At 71.2% G+C, this 17,862-nt stretch carries 12 protein-coding genes; 8 read left to right on the top strand and 4 right to left on the bottom strand.

Annotation, left to right across the window (positions count from 1 at the left end; genetic code table 11):
• Window positions 1–1,369 (bottom strand): tetratricopeptide repeat protein (locus NZH93_RS41075; RefSeq protein WP_259628738.1); only part of this gene is annotated, 1,369 nt, incomplete at its 3' end.
• A 108-nt stretch (window positions 1,370–1,477) separates the two neighbouring features.
• On the opposite strand from NZH93_RS41075, the gene NZH93_RS41080 reads away from it, so the two are divergent.
• The gene (locus NZH93_RS41080; RefSeq protein ID WP_259628739.1) at window positions 1,478–2,119 is read left to right on the top strand and encodes a hypothetical protein; all 642 of its coding nucleotides are present in this window, start codon (window positions 1,478–1,480) and stop codon (window positions 2,117–2,119) included.
• Window positions 2,120–2,185: 66 nt separating this feature from the next.
• Here NZH93_RS41080 and NZH93_RS41085 read toward each other — a convergent pair whose 3' ends face one another.
• Together NZH93_RS41085 and NZH93_RS41090 are read right to left on the bottom strand one after the other, a co-directional pair.
• Window positions 2,186–3,769, bottom strand: a complete 1,584-nt coding sequence (locus NZH93_RS41085) for a proline-rich domain-containing protein (RefSeq protein WP_259628740.1) — start codon at window positions 3,767–3,769, stop codon at window positions 2,186–2,188.
• The gene (locus NZH93_RS41090; RefSeq protein WP_259628741.1) at window positions 3,766–4,221 is read right to left on the bottom strand and encodes a hypothetical protein; all 456 of its coding nucleotides are present in this window, start codon (window positions 4,219–4,221) and stop codon (window positions 3,766–3,768) included. The genes NZH93_RS41085 and NZH93_RS41090 overlap by 4 nt, the downstream gene beginning before the upstream one ends.
• Window positions 4,222–4,271: 50 nt before the next feature.
• Here NZH93_RS41090 and NZH93_RS41095 point away from each other — a divergent pair, with 50 nt between their 5' ends.
• The 7 genes from NZH93_RS41095 (at window position 4,272) to fxsT (ending at window position 16,093) form a co-directional block, all read left to right on the top strand.
• Window positions 4,272–5,081: an SIR2 family NAD-dependent protein deacylase gene (locus NZH93_RS41095; protein WP_259628742.1), complete on the top strand. Its 810-nt coding sequence runs from the start codon at window positions 4,272–4,274 to the stop codon at window positions 5,079–5,081.
• A gap of 38 nt (window positions 5,082–5,119) precedes the next feature.
• On the top strand, window positions 5,120–6,655 hold the full coding sequence (locus tag NZH93_RS41100) for an AMP-binding protein (RefSeq protein ID WP_259628743.1): 1,536 nt from the start codon (window positions 5,120–5,122) through the stop codon (window positions 6,653–6,655).
• A 148-nt stretch (window positions 6,656–6,803) separates the two neighbouring features.
• Window positions 6,804–8,153, top strand: coding sequence for an NlpC/P60 family protein (locus tag NZH93_RS41105; protein WP_259628744.1), 1,350 nt, complete (start codon window positions 6,804–6,806; stop codon window positions 8,151–8,153).
• Between the two features lie 273 nt (window positions 8,154–8,426).
• Window positions 8,427–9,299 carry an effector-associated domain 2-containing protein gene (locus tag NZH93_RS51050; RefSeq protein WP_259628745.1) on the top strand — a complete coding sequence of 291 codons (873 nt, stop codon included), beginning with the start codon at window positions 8,427–8,429 and terminating at the stop codon, window positions 9,297–9,299.
• Between the two features lie 49 nt (window positions 9,300–9,348).
• Window positions 9,349–10,821, top strand: coding sequence for a VMAP-C domain-containing protein (locus NZH93_RS41115; RefSeq protein WP_259628746.1), 1,473 nt, complete (start codon window positions 9,349–9,351; stop codon window positions 10,819–10,821).
• The gene (locus NZH93_RS41120) at window positions 10,818–11,849 is read left to right on the top strand and encodes an AAA family ATPase (protein WP_259628747.1); all 1,032 of its coding nucleotides are present in this window, start codon (window positions 10,818–10,820) and stop codon (window positions 11,847–11,849) included. The genes NZH93_RS41115 and NZH93_RS41120 overlap by 4 nt, the downstream gene beginning before the upstream one ends.
• Window positions 11,846–16,093, top strand: coding sequence for an FxSxx-COOH system tetratricopeptide repeat protein (gene fxsT, locus NZH93_RS41125; protein WP_259628748.1), 4,248 nt, complete (start codon window positions 11,846–11,848; stop codon window positions 16,091–16,093). The genes NZH93_RS41120 and fxsT overlap by 4 nt, the downstream gene beginning before the upstream one ends.
• Here the strand turns inward: fxsT and NZH93_RS41130 are convergent.
• Window positions 16,090–17,847: an HEXXH motif domain-containing protein gene (locus tag NZH93_RS41130; protein ID WP_259628749.1), complete on the bottom strand. Its 1,758-nt coding sequence runs from the start codon at window positions 17,845–17,847 to the stop codon at window positions 16,090–16,092. The genes fxsT and NZH93_RS41130 overlap by 4 nt on opposite strands.
• Between the last annotated feature and the right edge of the window lie 15 nt (window positions 17,848–17,862).

Here is a 17,862-nt window from a genome sequence, read left to right on the forward strand (position 1 = left end):
GCGCTTCGTCATCGGCCCCTGTGGCTTCATGCGTCAACGCTTTCTGCTCAAGAAGTTCGGCTCGCTGGGGAAGTCGCTCGATTGCCTCGTCCAGGGCGCGATGGGCCTCGGTGTGACGATGCAGCCAGCGTAGTGCCCTGCTTTCATCCGCAGCGAACTCCGTGGAATCGGGTGCCAAATTCGCGGCTTGAACGAAGAGGGCAAGCGCCTCCTCGTCTCGGTCTTGGTCCGCATAGATCCAGCCAAGTTCGTTCACTAGGTCGGCATCGCGAGATCGATTTTTGATTCCCGTCCGTGCCACTTCCTCAGCGTCGTCGAAACGGCCCCTAAATCGTAGGAGTGAGATGCGGAACACGGTAAGGTGAGGATCGTGAGGGTCTTTGGTGGAAGCTTCTTCGAGAAGGTCAAGAGCCGTAGTCGGATCGTCTTTGATCCACAGTGATGCTGCCTTCTGGATGAGTAAGCCGATACTGTCGGGTAGCTGGCCGAGCCCCTCCTCGATCGCTTTGACGACCTGGTCGGTCCTTCCCAGCAACTGAAGGATGGCCACGCGCATCGCGTGGCTCCCCTCGTCGAGTGGATCAAGGGTGACGGAGTGCTCGAACTTATCAAGGGCATCCGCGTGGTTCTCGATCCCGTGCAGCGCCATGCCCCAGGTCGAGTACAGTAAGCCCACATCTCGATGTTGTTCGATCACGTTCTCGATGTACGAGAGCGCTTCGTCGTAGCGACCCATCTTGCACAGGTGGCTTGTCTTCTTCTCGTGGGCATAGATGTAGTCGGATTGGAGGTTCAAGGCCAATTCGAAACATCGTAGGGCCTCGTCGGATCGACCTGCGGCAGCGAGTGCGGAACCTCGTGCGCAAGCCAGTTCGGGAGCATATGGATAACGTCGCCGCGCCTCTCGTGCCGCTTCATCCGACTCGGCGTATCGAGCAAGGTGCTTTAGCGCGGAAATCCGCCACTCTAGCGCTTCAAGGTGGTTCGGGTCTCGATCGAGGACGTCCTCGACCTCCGAGAGGAGACTTGAGTTATCTCCTGTCTCGTCGACAGACACTCGCCCCCGCGCGATGCGGGTGAGATGGGCGTCTGGGAGTTCGGCGAGAATCACGTCGGCAAGTTTCCTCGCTTCCGCATAACGACGGCGGCTGCTGAGCAACGCCACCTGCCATGCTCGTGCGAGCTCGTTTGTCGGATCCAGAGCCACGGCGCGTTGCAGATGGTCGTCGGCTACCGCGTGACGCCTTCGCTGCAGCGCAATCCGACCCAGTTCTACTTCGGCGACCGCGCCGTCGAGCGTCTCCTCGATCAGTTCGATGGCCTCGTCGTACCGGTGTGCGCGGCGGAGGCGAGTGACGCGATCGTCCATCGAGGTAGTGCACACGGGGTGCCGTGGTCGGCGCTTCCGCCAACCGGGCGGAAGATGGGCATCGTTACGCTGTGCCGTACTCGATGCCGACCATGGTGAAGGAGTCACGTGATCGCGCTCGTGAGGTACCTCGCCGTCGACCTGCTGCGGTCGCAGCGGTACCTGCCGCCGCTGCTCCTGCACTGCGCCGTGCTCGGCATGATGTTCAGCGGTGACGCGGGTGACGCGCTGTTCGCCTACGCGGGTTCCTGCGCGCTGATCTACCCGGTCGCCGCCTGGTTCGGGGTGGTCGTCGCGACGACCGAGGACCCGATCCAGCGCACCGTCACGGCGGTCACGGCCGGTGGTTGGGGGCGGGTCGCGGTGGCGCAGGCGTTGCTGGCCGCGGTGGGGGTGGTGGTGCTCTCGGTGATCGCCACGGTGTGGCCCGTGGTCACCAACCCGCACCCGTACTCGCTCGCCGAGGTGGGGCTCGGGGCGGTCGCCCACCTGGTCTGCGGGTTCACCGGGGTCGGGGTGGGGATGTTGTGCTCGCGGCCGGTGATCGGGCGGGCCGGGCCGTCGCTGCTGGCCGTGGTGGCGGTCGTGGCGGTGACGTTCAAGGTCGGGCAGGCCACGCCGGTGGGCGCGGTGCTCGGCGGGTTGGCGCACCGGGACCTCGGGGCGCTGCCGGTCGCGGCGGTCGCGGCCGTGCTGCTGGTCGCGGTCTCGGCGGTGGCGGCGTGGCGCCTGGGGCCCCGCCGGGCGTGAGGCGAACCGGAACGGCGAACGCCCCGCCACCGGAGTCGGTGACGGGGCGTTCGCGGTGGTGGAGCGCTACTTCACGAGCTTCAGCAGCTCGTCGATGTCCTTCGGCTCCAGACCCCGCATGAGGGTCAGGCCGAGCTCGCTGTACGTGCGGACCGGGCTGACGTACCACTTGCCGTCGACCTCGGTGGACACGACGCCGACGCCGTCCTTCAGCACCCTGGCGCCGATGCGGCCGATCACGTCGGCCACCGAGCCGGACACGCTCTTGCCGCCCTGCTGCTCGACGAGCTGCGTGATCTCGTCGGCGCACAGCTTCTGGTCCTGGCCCTGCGCGGAGACGGAGTAGCAGTCGCCGGAGCGGACGATTTCGACCTTCTCGCCGTCCACCTCGACGCCGAGCTTCTTGATCGTCAGCAGCGTGCCGCCGGTGACGTCCTTGGAGTCCGTCTCGAACGCCGTCAGCTTCGCGCCCGTCGCCGGGACCTTGCCGACCTGGTCGATGATCACCGGACCGAGGTCCTGGAGCACGCCCAGCTCATCCGGCGGCAGCAGCGCGATGACCTTGGTCAGGTCGGCGCTCATGCCCGCTTCGACGATCTGCTTCGCGGCGTCGGAGGCCGACCCGGCGCCCGCGGGGGCGATCGGGTTGGACGGCCACTTCAGCTTCTCCTCGTGCAGGACGTTGTCCGCGATCGTGTAGAAGAGGCTGGGGTACCACTCGCCGTCGACCTTGATCGACGCGATGCGGACCGGCTCGCCCTTGTTCGACTTCTTGATCTCCTCGGCGATGTCGATCGTCTCGGTGGTCGGCTTCGTGTCGAGGTTCGCGCCCATCGCCTCGACCAGCTTGTCCGTCAACGGGATCTTCTTGACGTCCGAGGTCAGCGTGATCTTGCCCTCGGTCAGCTTGTTGATCACGAGGTGGTCGTTGACCGTCTCGGCCGCGGCCTCGTCGAACTTGACGTTCTCGGCCTTGAACTCGACACCGCTGATCTTGTTCGGGTCGGCTTCCTTCTTCAGCACCTCGAGCCGCTTCAGCTCGTCGACGGTGCCGGTCAGGTAGTCCTTGCTCAGCTTCGCCTCGGCGGGCGCGAGGCCGTTCATGATGCCGATGACGTCACCGCTGCCCAGCGCGCTGACGAGGTTGTTCGCCGCGGCGGCCGGGCTGGGGGCGCCCGCGGCCACGTCGTTGGAGTTCTTCAGCGCGTACACGGTCACCACGGCGCCCGCGGCGAGCGCGACGACGGCGACCACGGCGGTGATCGCCAGGCCGGTGCGCTTCTTCTTCGGCGGGCCGCCCGCGTACCCGATCGGCGGCTGGCCGCCGGGCGGGAACTGCTGCTGGCCGTACGGGTCCTGGCCCCACGCCTGCTGCGGCTGCTGGGGGAAGCCCTGCGGACCGGTCTGCGGGTAGCCGCCCTGCTGCGGGAAGCCCTGAGGGTTGCTCTGGGGGAAGCCCGGCTGCTGCTGGGGGAAGCCCTGCGGGTTGCTCTGCGGGTAGCCGCCCTGCTGCGGTTGCTGCGGGAAGCCCTGCGGACCCGTCTGGGGGTAGCCGCCCTGCTGCGGGTTCTGCTGCCACCCACCCTGCTGCGGCTGGTTCGGGTTGTTCTGCGGGGGCCATTCGCCGCCGCCGCCACCTGGGTAGCTCACGGTGTTCCTCCTGGTTTGCTGGTCGCTGCGCGGGCCGACGCGGTGAGCACGGTGATCGCCCCCGCGATCGCCAGCACGGCACCACAGAGGGCAACGGCCGGTCCGGTCAGGCTGATCCCGACCATCGCGCCCTCGTTGCTCCCTTGGACGGTGGCAAGTGCCGCCACCGTTCCCGTGATCGTGCCAAAAAGAATTCCGATCCACGCGGCGAATCGTCGAAGTCCGAAGGTGAACAAGAGCACGCAGCAGACCGCCGCCGGAGTCATCGCGACCCACGCGACCCGGATGACCTCGCCATATCCGTTTCCCAGACCCGCCCAACCACGGAGAGCGAGCACCTCGTAGCTGTCCCTGTTCACGGTTCCCGATCGCAACCAGGGCAGGAACGAACCCGCCACGGTCGTTATCAAACCGAGAGCACCTACTCCGCAACCAAGCCACATCGCGCGCACCGGCACATGCTCTCAGGCCTTTCTCGGCACATTTCTCCAGGACACGGAAAATGGTCACGAGATGCGTGTGGAACGGTGGGGCGGTGGACGTGACCAGAGCGAGCGCGGAGGTGGCCGCCGCGCGCCGTGTGACGGTTCTCACGGGCGCGGGCGTCTCGACCGGGTCCGGGATCCCGGACTTCCGCGACCCGGACGGCGCGGCGCTCCTCGAACCCGACCTCGCCACCTACCTCGCCGACGCCGAGGTGCGCCGCGTGGCGTGGCGCGCGCGCCTGGACCACCCGGTCTGGGCCGCCGCCCCGAACCCGGCGCACCGCGCGCTGGTCGACCTGGAGGGCTCCGGCCGGTTGCGCTCGCTGCTGACCCAGAACGTCGACGGCCTGCACCAGCGGGCCGGGTCGACGTCGGTGGTCGAGTTGCACGGCACGATCCGCGAGACCTCCTGCCTCGTGTGCGGCGCGCGCGGCCCGATGTCCGCCGCGCTCGACCGCGTCCGCTCCGGCGACGCCGATCCCGCGTGCCGGGAGTGCGGCGGCGTCCTCAGGTCGGCCACCGTGTCGTTCGGCCAGCCGCTCGACGCCGACGTGCTGCGCGCCGCCCGCACCGCGGCGCTCGACTGCGACCTCCTGCTGGTCGCGGGCACGTCGCTGCTGGTGGCGCCCGCCGCCGACCTCGTCGGACTGGCCGCCCGAGCGGGCGCGACCGTGGTGATCTGCAACGCCGAGCCCACCCCGTACGACGCGCTGGCCGCCGCCGTGGTCCGCGACCCGGTGGACCGCGTGCTGCCGGAACTCGTGGCGGCGCCCGTGATCGAGTCGAATCGACCGGTCAGGACGTGGGGCGATCCGAGCACGTGGTGATTAGGGTTGGGTCCTGATCGACACCGGAGGTGCGTCCCATGAAGGTGCCACTGACGATCGCGGACTTCCTGGACCGCGCCGAGCTGGTCTTCCGCGACTCGACCGCGACGATCGACGAACCCGACCAGCCCGCGGGCCCGGTGGCGACGACGACGTACGGCGACATGGCCGTGCGGGCGCGCGCCTGGCAGGCCGGGCTGGACGCGCTGGGCGTCGGTGAGGGCGAACGGGTCGCCGTCGTGAGCCACAACTCCGCGCGGCTGCTGGAACTCCTGCACGCCGTGCCCGCGAGCGGCCGGGTGTGCGTGCCGGTGAACTTCCGGCTCAGCGCCGACGAGGTGTCCTACATCGTCGAGCACAGCGGCGCGTCGGTGCTGCTGGTCGACCCCGAGCTGAAGGCGCTCGACGGGATCACCGCGCGGCACCGGTTCACCCTCGGCGAGCAGACCGAGACCGAGCTGATGCGGTTCGACACCGCGCCGCGGCCGTGGAGCGCGCCGGACGAGGACGCGACGGCCACCATCAACTACACCTCCGGCACGACCGCGCGGCCCAAGGGCGTCCGGCTGACGCACCGCAACATCTGGCTCGACGCGGTCACGTTCGCCATGCACACCCGCGCGTGGGAGCGGGACGTGTACATGCACGTGCTGCCGATGTTCCACTGCAACGGCTGGGGCATGCCGTACGGGCTGGCAGGCCTCGGCGTGCCGCAGGTGGTGCTGCGCAAGGTCGACGGCGCCGAGATCCTGCGCCGCGTGCGCGACCACGGCGTGACGCTGATGTGCGGCGCGCCCGCCGTGTGGAACAGCGTGCTGGACGCCGCGCAGTCGTGGGAGGGCGAGGTCCCCGGCCGTGGAACGGTGCGGATCGTGTGCGCCGGTGCCCCGCCGCCCAGCCGGACCATCGCGCGGGTGTCGGAGGAACTGGGCTGGGAGTTCCTCCAGATCTACGGCCTCACCGAGACGTCGCCGCTGCTGACGTTCAACCGCACCCGGCCGCAGGACGTCGACCTGCCCGCCGAGGAGCGCGCGCAGAAGCTGTCGCGCGCCGGGGCGCCGGTCGTCGGGGCGCGGCTGCGGGTCTCGGAGGACGGCGAGGTGCTGGCCCGGTCGAACGTGGTGATGGACGGCTACTGGGAGAACCCCGACGCGACGTCCGACGCGATCTCCGACGGCTGGTTCCGCACCGGCGACGGCGGCTACCTGGACGACGAGGGCCACCTGACGATCTCGGACCGCCGCAAGGACGTGATCATCACCGGCGGGGAGAACGTGTCGTCAATCGAGGTCGAGGACGCCGTGTTCAGCCACCCGTCGGTCGCCGAGGTCGCGGTCATCGGCGTGCCGCACGAGAAGTGGGGCGAGACGATCAAGGCGCTCGTGGTCGTGGCCGAGGGCGCGGCGGTCACCGAGGTGGAGATCATCGCCCACTGCAAGGCGAAGCTCGCCGGGTACAAGGCGCCGACGTCCGTCGAGTTCCGCGACGCCATCCCGCGCACGGCCACCGGCAAGATCCAGAAGTTCCGGCTGCGCGAGCCGTACTGGGAGGGCCTGAGCCGCAAGGTGAACTGACCACTCTGAGTGTGCCTGTGACACGTGTGGTTGATGGTGCACGTGTGCCAGGTGGCGGCATCGGGGACCGGGTGGCACGCTGCCATGAAGCATCGCCACTAGGCCGAACGGCCTAGTGGCGATGAGCTGATTGGTGGGAGGTGACGTCGTGCTCACACGGCGGGCAGTCGCTCGGGCCGCGGTTTCCGGGGTGGTGGCGGTGGTCGTGGCCCTCGCGGTGGCGGGCCCCGGCCTCGCCGCTCCACCGCCTCCACCGAACCCCGGCGACTCGGAGATCAGCGCGAGCCGCGCGGACGCCGACGCCAAGGCGGCCAGGGTCGGCGAGCTGACCGGTCAGCTCACCCAGGCCGAGGCGCGCCTGCAAGAGCTGACCGACGACGTCTCGTACAAGATGGAGCTGGCGAACAAGGCCAGGGTCGACCTGGAGACCGCGCAGGCCGAGGCCGCGAAGGCGCTCGCCGACGCCGAGTCCGCCAAGGTCGAGGCCGACGCCGCGGGCAAGGCCGTCGAGGACAGCCGCCGCGACCTGGACGAGTTCGCCGCCGCCAGCTACCAGCAGGGCAGCACCATCGGGTCCATCAGCGCCTACTTCGGCGCCACCAGCCCGGAAGACCTGCTCGCCCGCGCGCAGCTCCTCGAAGCCGTGTCCGGGTCGAGCCTCAACGCGATGGACCAGATCGAGCGCAGCCGCACGGAGATGGCGAACAAGGACTCCGCCGCCCGCGCCGCGCTCGACGTCGCGAACCGGAAGCAGGCCGCGGCCGACGAGGCCAAGAAGGCCGCGGACGACGCGCAGGCCGTCGCCGTGCTCGCGCAGCAGAACCAGGCGGGCCAGGCGGCCCTGATCAGGGAGAGCAAGGCCAGCGTCGAGTCCCAGCTCGCCGAGGCGCTCGGCGCGGTCGACGGCCTCACCGCGCAGCGCGCCCAGTACGACCAGTGGGCCGCGGACAAGCAGCGCGAGGACGACGAGAACGCCCGCCGCGCCGCCGAGGCGGCGTCCGCCCAGCAAGTGGAGGAGGAGGACGACGCCCCCGCCGTGCAGGCCCAGCGCCCCCAGCCCGTCCAGTCGGCCCCGAGCGGCGACGGCGTCGAGATCGCCATCTCCCGCGCCATGGCGTACATCGGCACCCGCTACTCATGGGGCGGCGGCAACTACAACGGACCCACCGTCGGCATCCGCGACGGCGGCGTCGGCGACTCCTACGGCGACTACTACAGCGTGGGCTTCGACTGCTCGGGCCTGATGATGTACGCCTTCGCGGGCGCGGGCGTGTACATCCCGCACTACAGCGGCTACCAGTACAACTCCGGCCGCAAGGTCCCGCTCAACCAGGCGCAGCGCGGCGACATGCTCTTCTGGGGCCCAGGCGGCGGCACCCACGTCGCCCTGTACCTCGGCGGCGGCATGATGGTCGAGGCCCCGTACTCCGGCTCCAGCGTCCGCGTCTCCCCGGTGCGGTACGGCGGCATCATGCCGTACGCGACCCGACTGCTCTGACGGCCATTCGGCGCGAATCGTGAATTCGGTGAAAACGACCGTCAGCCCGACAAGATCGATGCACGGCTTAACCGCTGAATTGCGGGAAACGGAACCGATCGTGTTCCGAGCATTGGGCCGATCGAGTCGTTCAACCGGATCCGGTGGCTCGGCAGGAGATATTCAGGCGCTGTTTCGTGCATTCTGTCGCCAGTGGGAGTGAGCCAGTAGTCGGGCCACTCGCGACGATTGCGGGAGTGGTGCACCGTGGCCGAGCATCGGGCGATTGTCGTAGTGGACATCGTGAACTTCACCGACCCCGACCGCAGCGCGGCACACCAGCGGACCGTCCAGACGGGCCTCTACGCGCTGCTGGAGCGGTCGTTCGCCGAGGCGGGCATCACCTGGTCTTCCTGCCACGTAGAGGATCGCGGCGACGGCGCGCTCATCCTGGTGCCGCCGGAGTTCCCGAAGAGCGACCTGGCCGACCGCTGGCCGACCCGCCTGCTGGCCGGGCTCCGACTCCACAACGCGCTCCACTCGCACGAGGCGCGGGTGCACCTGAGGGTCGCGCTGCACGCGGGCGAAGTGCACCTGAACGCGCACGGCGCGGTCAGTCCCGCGATCAACCTCGCCTGTCGGATGGTCGACGCGGAAGAGGCCCGCAGGGCGCTGGCCGATTCCGGTGGAATTCTCGCGCTGATCGCGTCCGACCTGTTCTACGGCGACGTGGTGAAAGCCGAGCCCGCGGCCATGCCCAATTCCTATCGCCGCATCCCCGTCGTGGTGAAGAGGACGGAAGCGGTGATCTGGCTCCGACTGCCCGACGGCGGTGACGGTGGTGTCGACGCCACGAGCGCACCCGCCCGCCCGCCGCGGGGCACCAGGTTCGTCGACCTCGTCGACGCGCTGTCGGCACTGGGGGTCATGGTCGACGTGGCGGGCAGGCAGGTGGTGCTGGAGCAGCTCCGCTCCGAGATCGGCGCTGCGGTCCGCTACCACGCCCAGACCAGGCTGCACGTCGTGTCGATCCTGCGCACCTGCCAGCGGTACGAAGGCGGCCTCGCCGAACTGGCAGGTGTGCTCCGCGACGTGGAAGGGGATTCGCTCGCGATGCGCCACTTCGACGTGGTCGTGCGCGACTGGGTGGCGGACGGGGCCGGGTAGACCGCCGTGCGACGGCACCCGGCAGCACTGGTCGAGGGGGAGGTGAGCCGTGGCGGGTGTGCCCGGAGCGGACAGTCCGCTGGACGTCCTGGTGAACGCGGTCGAGCGGGTCGGGGTGATGCGCGACCCCGACGGGAGGCAGGTGTTCCTGGACGTCCTCGACACGTACCTGCCGTCCCCGCTGCGGGTCAAGGACCACTCCGAGCGCCGGGCGCACGTCTACAGCATCGTCCTCGCGTGCTACCGGATGTCGGTGCTGCCCGTGCTGGTCTCGGCGCTGGAGAGCTTGGACCCAGGGTCCGACGCGGTACGCGAGGCACGGGTCCAGGTGGAGCGGATGCAGGCGGCTGACCTGCTGACCGAGCGCGAGCGGAGGTCCCTGCTGGAGGTGCTGGCCGAGGTCGGGTGCGAGCACGTGGCGGAGGTGTGCGAACTCGTGGCGGGACCGGCCGCCGCCCCGCCGGACTCGGAGCTGCTGGACCCGGTCGACGGGGCGCTGTACCTGCAACACCTCAACGGCAGGCCCGGCGGGGTGCCGCCGCTGCTGCTCTTCATCGAGCACCTGGCGAGGCACACGCCGAGGAGGCCCGCCGACTGGTTGCGCCGCTGGAGCGACCAGCGGGCGCGGGAGTGGCACGTGGCGGACCAGCTCCGAGCCGCGCGCGGGCGGGGCTTCGTCGGCGACACCGCCTCCGGCAACGGCGTCGTCACGGCCTGCCTGGTGGTGCGGATCGAGCGCCGCGGCCTGCGCCACGACGTCTACCGCCTGACGATGTGGCGGCACCTGGGCCCCGGCTGGCGGCCGAGGCACGGCGGTCACGTCAGCGGCAACCTCGTCGAGCTCGAGGCCGTGGTGGCCCGGCTCGTCGACGACGCCGAGGAGACCTGGGCCAAGCGGGCCAACGTGATCAGGGTCGAGTTCCTCCTCCCGTACGACCTCCTCAACCTTCCGGTGGACCAGTGGAAGCTGGAGACCGACTCGGGTCTCCCGCAGGCGCTGGGGCTGAGGTACCAGGTGGTCCTGCGGAGCCTGGACCGCGCTCGCACCTACCGCTGGCACCGCGGCTGGAAGGAGCGCTGGTCGACCATGATCGGCGCGCTGCGCTTCCAGCCCACGGCGCACTGGTGCGGCGACCCCAGGGCGCGCGACCTCGGGGAACTCGACGCGCTGCTGGCGGTGAGCCCGGAACTCGTGTCCCTGGTGTTGAGCGCCCCACCCCCGCCCGTGGGCACCAAGGGGCCGAGCGAGATCCTCGTCGGCCTGCGCAACGGCCTCCCGGTGATGATCTGGCACCGGGCCGACGGCCCGAGGCGCACCTTCAGCTCCGCCGTCCGCCCGCTCCTCACGAGCCACCCGGATCTGCCGGAACAGGTGCGGAGGCTGCGCGGCGGGCAGGGCGCCGTCCGGTTCACGGGGCAGATCTGCTCCCACGTGTCCCTCCTGTGGGACGACCCGAACCGCACCGTCGAAGTGGTGGAGCTGCCCATGGCTCCGAACGGCCAGGAGGTCTCATCCCCATGACCCGAGCGGACGAGGACTCGACCGGTACCCCGGCCTGGTGGATCTACCGGGGCACCGGCGTGCCGAGCCCCGACGTCGACCTCTCCGCCCTGCCCGGCCCGCCCGCGTGGAGGACGTTCACCGGGGGCCCCGTGGTGGAGGCGGACCTGGGCGGCTGGGAGGAGGAGACGGAACGGCGGCTGGGGTCGCCGACGTCGGCCAGGCTGAGGGAGACGCCCGTCCAAGAGGTCACGATGGTGAACACCGCGCTGCTCCTGCGCAGGCCGCTGCTCGTCACGGGTCGTCCGGGGACGGGGAAGTCCGCGCTGGCGTACAAGATCGGGCGGGAACTCGGGCTCGGCAGGGTCCTGCGGTGGCCGGTCAGCAGCAGGAGCACGCTGGAGGAGGGCCTGTGGGAGTACGACGCGATCGGTCGGGTGCAGGCGGCCGCGACGCGGCGCGACCAGGAGCCGGACATCGGCGAGTTCGTGCACCTCGGTCCGCTGGGCACCGCCCTGCTGCCGTGCGACCTGCCGAGGGTCCTGCTGATCGACGAGCTGGACAAGTCCGACATCGACCTGCCGAACGACCTGCTGAGCGTCTTCGAGGACGGTGAGTTCGCGATCAGGCCGCTGGTGCGGATCGCTCGGACCCGGCCGGAGGTGCGGGTCTTCACGGCCGACTCCGACAACACCGCCGACATCCGCAGGGGCCGGGTGGCGTGCAAGGCCTTCCCGATCATCATCATCACGAGCAACGACGAACGCGAGTTCCCGCCCGCCTTCCTGCGCCGCTGCCTGCGGCTGACCATGCCCGACCCGACGGTCGAGCAGCTCGCCAACATCGTGGCGGCGCACTTCCACGGCAAGGAGGTCGGCCAGGCGACCGAGCTGATCAGGGCGTTCGTCGAGCGCAGCGCGCACCACGGCGGGCTGGCCGCGGACCAGTTGCTGAACTCGATCTACATGGCCACGTCGGGCGCGTACACGCAGGACGAGGACTGGCGGCTGCTGTGCGAGTCCCTGTGGCACGAGCTCGGACCGTCATGACCGGTGAGCCGCGGGAGCGGATCGACACCGCCGGCCTCGTCTGGGACGAGGTCGCGGACGCACTGTGGCTCGCCGTCCACAGCGGCGGCGGTGTGCCCCCACCCGCGCCCGACCCGCCGGAGCGGGGAGGCCTGACGGGCGACCCCGGTGTTCGGGAGGGCGACGGCGCCGACCACCCCGAGCGGGATCCCCCGGAGGGCACCGGGCCCGAGGAGTCCGAGACGGTCGCGCTGTACCTGCGGCGCGGCGGCGCGACCGCGGCGACCACCGCGGGGCCCCAGCCCGCCGCGAGACCGGTCGACGTGGTCCACCTGATCGACAGCCGGGCGATCGTGCGAGCGCTGCGGCCGTTGATGAGGACCGTGCCGTCGCGCGTCGAACGGGCGCTGGACGAGGAGGGCACGGCGGTCCGCGCCGCCGAGGAAGGGCTGTGGCTGCCCGAACTCCGGCCTGCGCGCGTCCACCCGTACGACCTGGCGCTGGTGATCGACGAAAGCGCGTCGATGAAGGTGTGGCGGGGTGAGGCGGACGCCTTCCGCAGGCTCCTGGAGCGGCAGGGCGCCTTCCGCGACGTGCGGGTGCTGCTGCTCGACACGGACCAGCCGGGGGAGACCGTCGCCCTGCGCGGCGACTCCCCGCACGCCCAGCGCTGGCCCCCGTCCGCGCTCACCGACCCCACGGGGCGACGGGTCGTCTTCGTGCTCACCGACGGCGTCGGCCAGGCGTGGCGGGACGGTCGGGTGCACGACGTGCTCACCCGGTGGGGCCGAGCCGGTCCGGTTGCCGTGGTGCAGGTGCTGCCCTCGGAGATGTGGGCCTCGTGGTCGGCGATCGACACGCGGATGTGCGCGTGGCGCACCCCCGGACCGTTGCGGCCGTCGTCGCGGTGGGTGGCCGAGCCGCTCGACCTCGACGTGTTCGACGAGGGCTCGGACGTCCTCCCCGTCCCGGTCCTCGAACTCGACGGCGAGTGGTTCGAGCGCTGGGTCGGCCTCGTCACGGCCGTCGGTGTCGGCGGCTTGGAGCTGCCCGGCCTCCGGGCCGCGGTCGGCGGCGACCCCGTCGTGGGCGTCAGCGCCGACCTCGACCCGGTGGAGCGGGTCCTGCGCTTCAGGCGCATCGCGACCCCGACGGCGTTCCGGCTGGCCGTGCTGCTCGCGGCGGCGCCGCTGGCGATCCCGACCATGCACGGCGTCAGGACGGTGCTGCTCCCGTCCTCCGAACCGGCCCACCTCGCGGAGGTCTTCCTGGGAGGCCTCCTCCGCCCGGTGCCCGAGTCCTCGGCCGAGTTCATGGCTGAGGTGGCGGAGTACGACTTCCACAAGGGCGTCCGCGCCGAGCTGCTGGCGGGTGGAGCGCGCGCCGACACCGCCGCGGTGCTGCGCCTCGTCCAGGAGTTGCTGGGGGACCGCGTCCAGGCGGTCGGCAACCTCGACCAGGTCCTGCGCCACCCGGACACGGCGGCCATCCCGGTCGTCTCCGGCGTGGAAGTCCCCCTGCTGCGGCTCCAGCGCGACGTGATGCAGGCCCTCTCCGGCCCGTACGCCCGGCGCGCGGTCGGGATCGACGCGGTGCTGCCCCACGTGGGCGGTACCGGGGCGATCGACCCCGAGGGCGACGAGACGGTGCTGGGGACCGGGCGGAAGCGGACCGGGACGGGGTTCCGGGTGGACGAGCGGGCGGACGACCGCGAGCGGGACGGGGGTGACGACGTGGTGGAGAACGACCAGGGCTCCGGGCGGTCGGGCGCGGCGAAGGCCCGGCCCGCGGTGCAGGGCGGCATCCCGTTGCGCAACGTGAACTTCACGGGACGCGACGAGGTGCTCGACGACCTGCACGCCAGGCTCAACCGGGACGAGCCGACCGCGGTACTCCCCGAGGCCCTGCACGGCCTCGGGGGCATCGGGAAGTCGCAGATCGCGGTCGAGTTCGTCTACCGCCACAGGTCCGAGTACGACCTGGTCTGGTGGATCCCCGCGGAGGACGTCGAGCAGATCCAGACCGCGTACGTGAACATCTGCGCGCGGATCGGCCTCCGCGCCGAAGCGGGCGTCGACACGGCGGTGCCGCTGGTGCTGGAGGCGCTCCGGGCGGGCACGCTCTACCCCCGGTGGCTGCTGGTCTTCGACAACGCCAACGCGCCGGAGGACGTGCGCAGGTACTTCCCCCAGGGCGCCGGGCACATCCTCATCACCTCGCGGGACGGGCGCTGGGCAGGGGTCGCGTCCTCGCTGGCCGTGGACGTGTTCACCCGAGCCGAGAGCATCAGGCTGCTGCTGAGGCGCAACCCGACCATGGCGGAGGCCGACGCCGACCGCCTGGCGGAACTGCTGGGCGACCTCCCCCTCGCGGTGGACCAGGCGGCGGCCTGGTGCTTCGAGACCGGCATGACCGCGGACGAGTACCTCACCCTGTTCGAGGACAAGCGGACCGAGCTGCTGAGCGTCGGGCCACCGCCCACGGACTACCCGGTCACGGTGGCCGCCGCCTGGAACCTGTCGATGGACAGGCTCAGCGACAAGTTCCCGGCGGCCCACGAGCTGCTCCAGGTGTGCGCGTTCTTCTCGCCCGAGCCGATCGCCCGCAAACTCCTGTCGAACGTCCGGAACATCGAGTCCCCCGAGGCGCTGGCCGAAGCGCTCCGGGACCCGGTGCTCCTCGGCCGGGCCATCCGGGAGATCAACCGGTACAGCCTCGCCAAGATCGACCACAGCACGCACACCATCCAGCTCCACCGCCTGGTCCAGAGCGTGCTGCGCAGCCACATGACCCCCGAGGTCCAGCGGCGACTGCGCCACGTCGCCCAGGTGCTGCTCGCGAACGGCGACCCGAACCAGCCGGACGACGCCGAGTACTGGACGCGCTACCAGGAGCTGCTGCCGCACGCGCGGGCCGCGAGGGTGCTGGACTCGGACGACCCCTGGGTGCGCAAGCTCGCCATCAACGTGGCGAACTTCCTCTACGCCTGGGGCGATCCGGAGCGGGCGCGCGACATGTCCGCCGAGATGGTCGCCCTCTGGCGCGTCCGCCTCGGTGAGGACCACCTGGACACGATGATCGCGAACCGGTGGCACGGCCGCGCCCTGCGCGCGCTCGGGAAGTACGCGGAGTCCAGCCTCATCGCCAGGCACACCCTCGACCGGCTGCGCGCGACCCTCGGCGACGACCACGAGGAGACCCTGCTCACCGCGCACGGCGTCGCCTCGGACCTGCGGGCGCGCGGTGACTTCGAGGCGGCCCGCGAACTCAACAGGGACACGTACGAGCGGGCGCGGCGGGCGTTCGGCGAGGACGACCCCGAGACCCTGCGCGCGGCGAACAACTACGCCCTCAGCATGCGGCTGGCGGGATACCTCCAGGACGCCAAGGAACTCGACGACGGCACGTGCCGTCGACGTGCCGACGTGCTGGGCGAGGACCACAGGTTCACCCTGATCACCCGCGACAACTTCTCCGTCGACCTCCGAGCCTGCGGTGACTACGAGGCGTCGTGCGTCCTCCAGGACGAGACCGTGAACCGCTTCCGCGAGGTCGTCGGCCCTCATCGCGCGCTCACCCTGACGGCGATCACCAACCTGTCCATCTCCCGGCGCAAGTACGGTGACCACGAAGGCGGTCGGGTGCTGTCCGACGAGTCCTACCGGGGTCTGCTCGACCGGTTCGGCCCCCGCCACCCCGACTCGATGTCGGCGGGGATGAACCACTCGATCTCCCTGCGGCAGACCGGCGAGCTGAGAGCCGCGCTGGAACTGGGGGAGAAGGTCTGGCACCTCTACCAGGTCGTGATGGGGGAGGACCACCCCTTCACCCTGGCGGGCGCCACCAACCTCGCCGTCACGCTCCGCCTGCTCGGCGAGTTCGACCGGGCGCGCGAGGTCAACACGCACACGTTGAGCGCGTTCAGGAGGGTGCTCAGGCCCGACCACTTCTTCACGCTGACCTGCGCCACGAACCTGGCCAGCGACCTCGCCGTCGCGGGGCGGCTCGCCGACGCCCACGAACTCGACGCGTCCACGCTGGACCACTCCACCGCGGCCCTCGGCCGTGACCACCCCTCGACCCTCGCCGTGACGGTGAACCTCGCGCTCGACCTCCAGGGGCTCGGGCGGCTCGACGAGTCCGACGAAATCCGCAGGGACGTCGTCGTGCGGTTCGGGCGGGTCCTCGGCGCGCAGCACCCCGCGACGTTGGACGCCATGAACAACGTCCGGGCCAACTGCGACCTCGACCCCATGCAGATCTAGGGGGCCGCGCCGATCCACTCGGCGAGCCCGACCGGGTCCGGTGCGACCGCGCCGGGCCTGCCGACGACGGCCAGGTAGACGGCCTTCACCAGGTCCGGCCGGTCGAGGATCGCCGCCCCCGCGGGCGTCGTGCGGAGAGCCGCCCCGAGGCCGGTCCACGCCGTCGTCCGGGTCGGGTCGTCGCGCACCAGGTCGAGGTAGCCGGGCAGCGCCCGCGCGGTGTCTCCCGCGACGAGCGCGAGATCGGCCCCCGAGGCGCCGGGAACGGTTCCCGGATCGGCGACGACCGCGGCGAACGCGGCGGGATCGGCCAGCCGCAGCCGGGCCAGGACCGGCCGCGGCGTCGGCTCGTCGGCGCCTGCCGACAGGGTGCTCCCCGGCGCGGGCCGGTCCGGTCGCGGACCTCCCGAGAGCCACGCGTCGGCCAACGCCACCACGTGGGCCGGGTCCGGGCGGAGGTGCCTCCCCCGCCAGGTCGCGTGGTGGTCCGCCGCGGTGTCGCGGGCGGCCGACAGCACGTCGGGGGGCACGGGATCGGTGGACCAGGCTTCCAGCCGGTCCGCCTGGGCCGACACGAACCGGCGGCCGAGGTCCGTCAGGTGCGGGTCGTCCCGCAGGGCGCGCGCGACCAGGAGCGACTGGTCGCGCCAGTGCGCGAACTCGAAGTGGGCGATCGGCGTGTCGTCGGCCTCGCGCTGCACGCGCCAGAAGTCGACGACGGCGACGAACGAGTACAGGCCGTGCAGCAGTCCGGGCAGCGGTCGGGGGTCGTCCCGCCACGGCGCGTAGAACCGCTGCTCGGTGGCACGGCTCAGTTCCACGAGGTCCAGCAGGGTCGAGAGCTTGCTGTGCTGGAACTCGTGGACGAGGGTGGCCGCGAAGTCCGCGGCGTCGGACGGCAGCGACAGCGCGACGCAGCCGAACGCGTCGTCCGCGGACCCGCTGTAGGTCCGGAACCGGTCCACGGGCGGACAGGGCACGAGCGCGGTGACGCCCAACGCGAGTGCTCGCGCCACCTCGCCGTGGTGCTTCTCCAGCAGGACCCAGGTGTCGTCGAGGGCGTCGCGCCACCGCGCCACCTCGGCCCCGGTGAGCCGTTCGGGCGGCAGCGCCGCACCGAATCCGGGGAACGGGTAGAGGTCGTCGAGCACCACGTCGAGGTCACCCGCGCGGAGCCTGCGGACGGCGCTCCACCCGGCACCGTCGACCACGCGGTCGTCGACCCGCACGGCACCGGACGCGCCGACCACGCTGAACCCGGTCGCGTCACCGGTGGCGGTGGCGGTGTGCCAGCCGGTGGGCTCGCCGGGGATCCGGACGAGCCCGACCGTCGGCAGGAGCACCTCACCGTTCGCTGAGGGCACGGCGAGGGTGAAGGGATGATCAGCCAGGACCGCGGCGGCCACCGCGATCTGGTGGAGGTGGCCCACCACGACCCACGACGGCGTCCCGTCCGACGGCGCGCCGCGCAGGCGCCGGAGCGCGGACGTGGCCCAGTTGCCCACCGAGGGGTACCGCAGCAGCCTGCCGACCGCGTCCGGGTTCCTCCGGTGCGCCGCCGCGAGGAGTTCCCACGCGTCGCCGACGGGCGGCAACGGCCCCGGAACCGCTTCGGCGTGGTCCAACACCGCCCGCAGCAGGGTCCGGTGCTTGCTGTGGTTCGCCCTGACGAGGTGCTGGACCGCGCTCGCGCTGCCCGCGTCCGCGGCCAGCGCGTCGATGTCGTCGGTCGAGAGCCCGTGGTTGCTGATCATCGGTGTTCTACGCGG

The sequence above is a fragment of the Umezawaea endophytica genome, from assembly GCF_025061645.1.
GTDB lineage: Bacteria > Actinomycetota > Actinomycetes > Mycobacteriales > Pseudonocardiaceae > Umezawaea > Umezawaea endophytica.